At 67.8% G+C, this 4,720-nt stretch carries 5 protein-coding genes; 2 read left to right on the top strand and 3 right to left on the bottom strand.

The genetic code is table 11. The features are described from left to right. Nucleotides 1-181: 181 nt before the first annotated feature. Complete coding sequence (locus tag BIS11_RS11040) at nucleotides 182-481, bottom strand: YciI family protein (RefSeq protein ID WP_253426408.1); 300 nt, start codon at nucleotides 479-481, stop codon at nucleotides 182-184. Nucleotides 482-678: 197 nt separating this feature from the next. Between BIS11_RS11040 and BIS11_RS11045 the strand changes: the two genes are divergently transcribed. After that, on the top strand, nucleotides 679-2,430 hold the full coding sequence (locus BIS11_RS11045; RefSeq protein WP_253426410.1) for a bifunctional diguanylate cyclase/phosphodiesterase: 1,752 nt from the start codon (nucleotides 679-681) through the stop codon (nucleotides 2,428-2,430). A 9-nt stretch (nucleotides 2,431-2,439) separates the two neighbouring features. Continuing rightward, nucleotides 2,440-3,294, top strand: a complete 855-nt coding sequence (locus tag BIS11_RS11050) for an alpha/beta fold hydrolase (RefSeq protein WP_253586050.1) — start codon at nucleotides 2,440-2,442, stop codon at nucleotides 3,292-3,294. Here the strand turns inward: BIS11_RS11050 and BIS11_RS11055 are convergent. Both BIS11_RS11055 and BIS11_RS11060 read right to left on the bottom strand, forming a co-directional pair. Continuing rightward, nucleotides 3,275-4,021 carry an ABC transporter ATP-binding protein gene (locus BIS11_RS11055; RefSeq protein ID WP_253586051.1) on the bottom strand — a complete coding sequence of 249 codons (747 nt, stop codon included), beginning with the start codon at nucleotides 4,019-4,021 and terminating at the stop codon, nucleotides 3,275-3,277. The genes BIS11_RS11050 and BIS11_RS11055 overlap by 20 nt on opposite strands. Before the next feature lie 47 nt (nucleotides 4,022-4,068). Further along, a partial coding sequence (locus BIS11_RS11060; RefSeq protein WP_253586052.1) for an iron ABC transporter permease occupies nucleotides 4,069-4,720 on the bottom strand: 652 nt, incomplete at its 5' end.

Raw genomic sequence — 4,720 nt, forward strand, 5'->3', positions numbered from 1 at the left:
GGCGGCGGTGGCTGGTAGTTCGCGCCATGACGAGCCCGCCGGCGTGAAGGGCCTGGAGAGGGCGTCGCGGTGGGTGACGCCGACCACCGCGACGAGCCAACGGTCTGAACGGTCAGCTCGACTCAAACAGGTCGACGCGCAAACAAAAGCGAGAAACCGCTTATGTCATTCCGGGAGACATTCACGCGTCTTGCGTCATCGGCACCAGCCGGACCTCGCGGATATCCAGCGTTTCCCAGACGCGGCCGGTGGTGTAGGGGTCCTGCTCGAGCCAGGCGTCGAGCGCGGCGCGGGTGTCGAAGGCCACGTGCACGGTGGAGCCGATCATGCGGCCGGCGTCATCCAGGATCGCGCCGCCGCTGAGAAAGCGGCCCTCTTCGATCATGCGGCGGACGCCTTCTAGGTGCGCCTCGCGGTTGGCCAGTCGGCGCGACAGGGCGTCGTCGTCGGTGAAGTCATAAGCGGTCACGACATACTGCATGCAAGGTTCCTGATCGAGTGAGGCAGCGACCGGTGTCGCTCGAAGGCTGGGATCGTCGCACGATAACCCGTACCCTGTGCAGCACAAACAGGCATCGTCAACGTTGCAAGAACGTTGTACTTCCTCGATGGCAATACGATCCATCATTGGTCATCATTGGCTAATTCCAATTTGCCACCCGACAGAAGGCGCAGGTCATGATGTACACGCCCAGCGTGTTGTCACTCGACGAGTTTCCGATGGGGTGTGTGGTCACAAACGCCCGGCGGCGCGTTCTCTACAGCAATCGCTACATCGCGAGCCAGTACGGGCATGCGCCCGAGGCGCTGGCGGGGCGCGATCTGTTTCATCTGTTCAGCAAGGCGTCGCGCATCGTCTTCGAGTCGTTCGTCGTGCCGGCGCTTGCCCGCGATGGGCAGTGCGAGGAGATTCGCCTGACGCTGCTCTCGGCAAAGCAACGCCCCGTGCCGGTCGTGGTGAGCGCGGTGTACGACGATGTCTGCGAGCGCTGTTTCTGGAGCATCGCCAACGCCCAGCGCTCCGAGCAGCTGTACGTCGAGCTGAAGAAGACCCAGCAGTTGCTGGAACACAAGGTGGCGCTTTTGCGCTCGCTGTCGCATTCCGACCCGCTCACCGGGTTGCCCAACCGCGCCGCACTGAGTCGAGACCTGGATCGCCGGATCGTCGATCACATCCCCGGCGGTCGCGGGTTCGCGCTGGCGTTCATCGACCTGGACGGCTTCAAGGAGGTCAACGACCGCCACGGCCACGCGATCGGCGACCGGGTTCTGCAGCAGGTGGCCGAGCGGTTGACGGCGACGCTGCGCCAGAACGACCTGATCGCGCGCTTCGGGGGGGACGAGTTCGTGGTGGTGGTGGAGGGCTGCGCCTCCCAGGCGATCGAACGGACGCTGCTGGCGCGATTGGGGAGCCGGCTTGCGGCACCCTTCGTGATCGACGACATCCAGCTGACGCTCTCGGCCAGCATCGGCGTGACGCTCTACCCTCAGGCCCGGGCGCTGGAGCCGGACCAGCTCGTGCGCCAGGCGGACAACGCCATGTACCAGGCCAAGCTCGCCGGCAAGAACCAGGTACGCTTTTTCGATAGCGACGACGAGGACGTGCAGAAGGAGCGCCATTCGGCGCTGGTCGCGGTCAACGAGGCGCTGGTCGCCGGGGCGTTCGAGCTTTACTACCAGCCCAAGGTCAACATGCGTACCGGCGAGGTGTTCGGCGCCGAGGCGTTGATCCGCTGGAACCACCCCGAACGCGGGCTGCTCGGCCCCCACGCCTTTCTGCCGGCGCTGGGCAAGACGCTGTGCGGCGTACGCCTGGGGCGCTGGGTTCTCGCCACCGCCCTCGACCAGCTCGCCGCGTGGCACCGTCAGGGCCTGACGCTCGGCGTCAGCGTGAACATCGACGGCTACCACCTGCTGCACCCGCGATTTCTGCAGGACCTGGGAGCGCTGCTCGACGAGTTTCCCGACCTGCCGCGCGGCAGCCTCGAGCTCGAGGTGCTCGAAACCAGCGCGATCGAGGACGTGGCCCAGGCCGCCATGATCATCAACGCCTGCCGCACGCTGGGGCTCAGGGTGTCGCTGGATGATTTCGGCACCGGCTACTCGTCGCTCAGCCAGCTGCGCGACCTGCCGGTGGACACGCTCAAGATCGACCGCAGCTTCGTGCAGAACATGCTGACGAGCCGCGGGGACCTGGCCATTCTCAAGGGCGTGATCGGCTTCGCGACGGCGTTCGAGTGCGAGGTGATCGCCGAAGGCGTGGAGTCCCTGCAGCATGGCCGGGAGCTTCTGGCACTGGGCTGCGAGCAGGGCCAGGGCTACTACATCGCAAGACCCATGCCCGCCGACGCGCTGCCCGGCTGGGTGCAGGCGTGGCACCAGGGCGAGTTCAGGGCGAAGTATCACCCCGACGACACAAGCAAGGAGTAACGCGGTTTGTTGACCCCCTCGGAAATCAGAAAACGCAACAACGTCACGGTGCTGGGCGAGGGCCCCGAAACGCTGGTGCTGGCCCACGGCTTCGGCTGCGACCAGCGGGTGTGGCAGCACGTGGCGCCAGCGCTTGCCGAGCGCTACACGCTGGTGCTGTTCGATTACGTGGGCTCCGGGCGCTCGCAGCTCTCGGCCTTCGACGCCACGCGCTACGCCACCCTCGAAGGCTACGCCCGGGACGTGGTGGAGATCTGCCAGGCGCTCGACCTTCGCGGCGTTCACGTCGTCGGCCATTCGGTCAGCGCCACCATCGGCCAGCTGGCGGCGCTCGAGATCCCCGAGCGCATCGCGAGTCAGGTGATGATCTGCCCGTCACCCTGCTTTCTGAACGTGGCGCCGGACTATCACGGCGGCTTCGAGCGCGCCGACCTCGAGGAGCTGCTCGAGCTGATGGATCGCAACTACATCGGCTGGGCCAACTACCTGGCGCCGCTGGTGATGGGGCCGGAAAGTGCCGACTACCTGATCGGCGAGCTGTCGGAGAGCTTCTGCTCCACCGACCCGATCGTCGCCAAGGTGTTCGCCCGGGCCACCTTCTTCGCCGACTACCGCCACGTGCTGCCCCAGGTCGCCCATCCGGCGCTCTTGCTGCAAAGTCAGGTCGATACGCTGGCGAACCCGGAGGTCGGGCGCTACATGCACGCGCGCATGGCGCGCGCCACGCTCAAGGAGCTGCCAAGCGTCGGCCACTGCATCCACATGACCCACCCGGAGAGCGTCGTGAGCGAGATCGACGCCTGGCTCGCCGACAACGCCGCGTGCCGATTCACGAGCACGGGTGTCAGTTCGGGCAAAGCCTGAAGGCGATCAGCGGCCCGTCTGCGTCAGGATCGTTCACCAGGTGAGCCTCGACGCCGAAAAGCGCGCGCAGCAGCGTCGGGGTGAGCACTTCAAGGGGCGTGCCGAGCGCCACCACACGGCCTTCGTGAAGTGCCAGCACCCGGTCACAGCGCAGGGCGTGATGAAGATCGTGAAGCGCTACCACGGCGGTGACGGGCAGCGACCGGATCAGCGCCAGGATGGCGAGCTGGTGATGGATGTCGAGGTGGTTGGTGGGCTCGTCGAGCAGCATCAGCCGAGGCTCCTGGGCATGGGCGCGAGCGATGTGCAGGCGCTGGCGCTCGCCGCCGGAAAGCGACGCCCAGGGCCGCTCGGCAAGCGCGGTCATCTCGACCGCCGCGAGCGCCCGGTCGACGGCAGCGGTGTCCTCGTCGCGCCAGCGCCCCAGCCGGTCGAGCCAGGGCGTGCGGCCAAGCTCTACCGCATCGCGCACGGTGAGTCGCTCGTCGGTCTCCGCCTGCTGGGCCACCAGCGCGATGCGCCGGGCGACCCTGCGACGGTTCAAGCGCGCAAGTGGCGATCCCTCGAAGCGCACCTCGCCCTGGCCTGGCGGCAAAAGCCCGGCCAGCAGGCGCAGAAGCGTCGATTTACCCGCGCCGTTGGGGCCGATCACGCCCAGCGTCTCGCCGGGGAAAACGTCGAGATCGACGCCGTCGACGAGCCTTCGCCCGGCTGCGGAGAAGCTCACGCCGCGGGCGCTCAAAAGTGGCGATGAAAGGGGCGATGAAAGGGGCGTCATCGCCGCCCCCGCACCATCAGAAAGGCGAACGCCGGCGCGCCGACCAGCGCGGTGATCACGCCGATCGGCAGCACCTGGCCGGGGATCGCCACGCGGGAGGCCACGTCGCACAGCACCATGAACACCGCCCCGCACAGCGCGGCCGCCGGCACCAGCCGGTGATGGCGCACGCCGACCAGCAGCCGGCAGGCATGGGGCACGACGAGCCCGACGAAGCCGATGGCGCCGGTGATCGACACCATCACCGCCGTGGCCAGCGCCGCCGAGCCGATCAGCAGCGTTTTCGTCACGCGCAGGTTGACGCCGAGCGACGCCGCGCTTTCCGCGCCGAAGGCGAAGGCGTCGAGCGCGCGCACCTGGGAAAGCGCCAGGGCGAGACTCGCCCCGGCCGCCGGCAGGGCAAGCCAGGCGTCCGGCCAGCGCACCGCGGAAAGATTGCCCAGAAGCCAGAACAGGATGCCCCGGGCCTGCTCGGCGTTGGCGGACTGAGCGATGATGAAGGCGGTCAAGGCGTTGAACAGCTGCGCCCCGGCGATACCGGCGAGGATCAAGACGCCGGCGCCGCGCACCGCCGCGCCGCCGGCCAGGTGCGCCAGCAGCGCCACGAAGCCGAAGGCGCAGAGCGCCCCGGCGAAGGCGCCCATCGAC

The organism is Halomonas sp. 707D4, assembly GCF_024158685.1.
GTDB lineage: Bacteria > Pseudomonadota > Gammaproteobacteria > Pseudomonadales > Halomonadaceae > Vreelandella.

Excerpts from the sequence above, each read along its gene's own strand:
- BIS11_RS11040 (WP_253426408.1), bottom strand. The coding sequence starts at position 481 with ATGCAGTATGTCGTGACCGCTTATGACTTCACCGACGACGACGCCCTG.
- BIS11_RS11045 (WP_253426410.1), top strand. The coding sequence starts at position 679 with ATGATGTACACGCCCAGCGTGTTGTCACTCGACGAGTTTCCGATGGGG.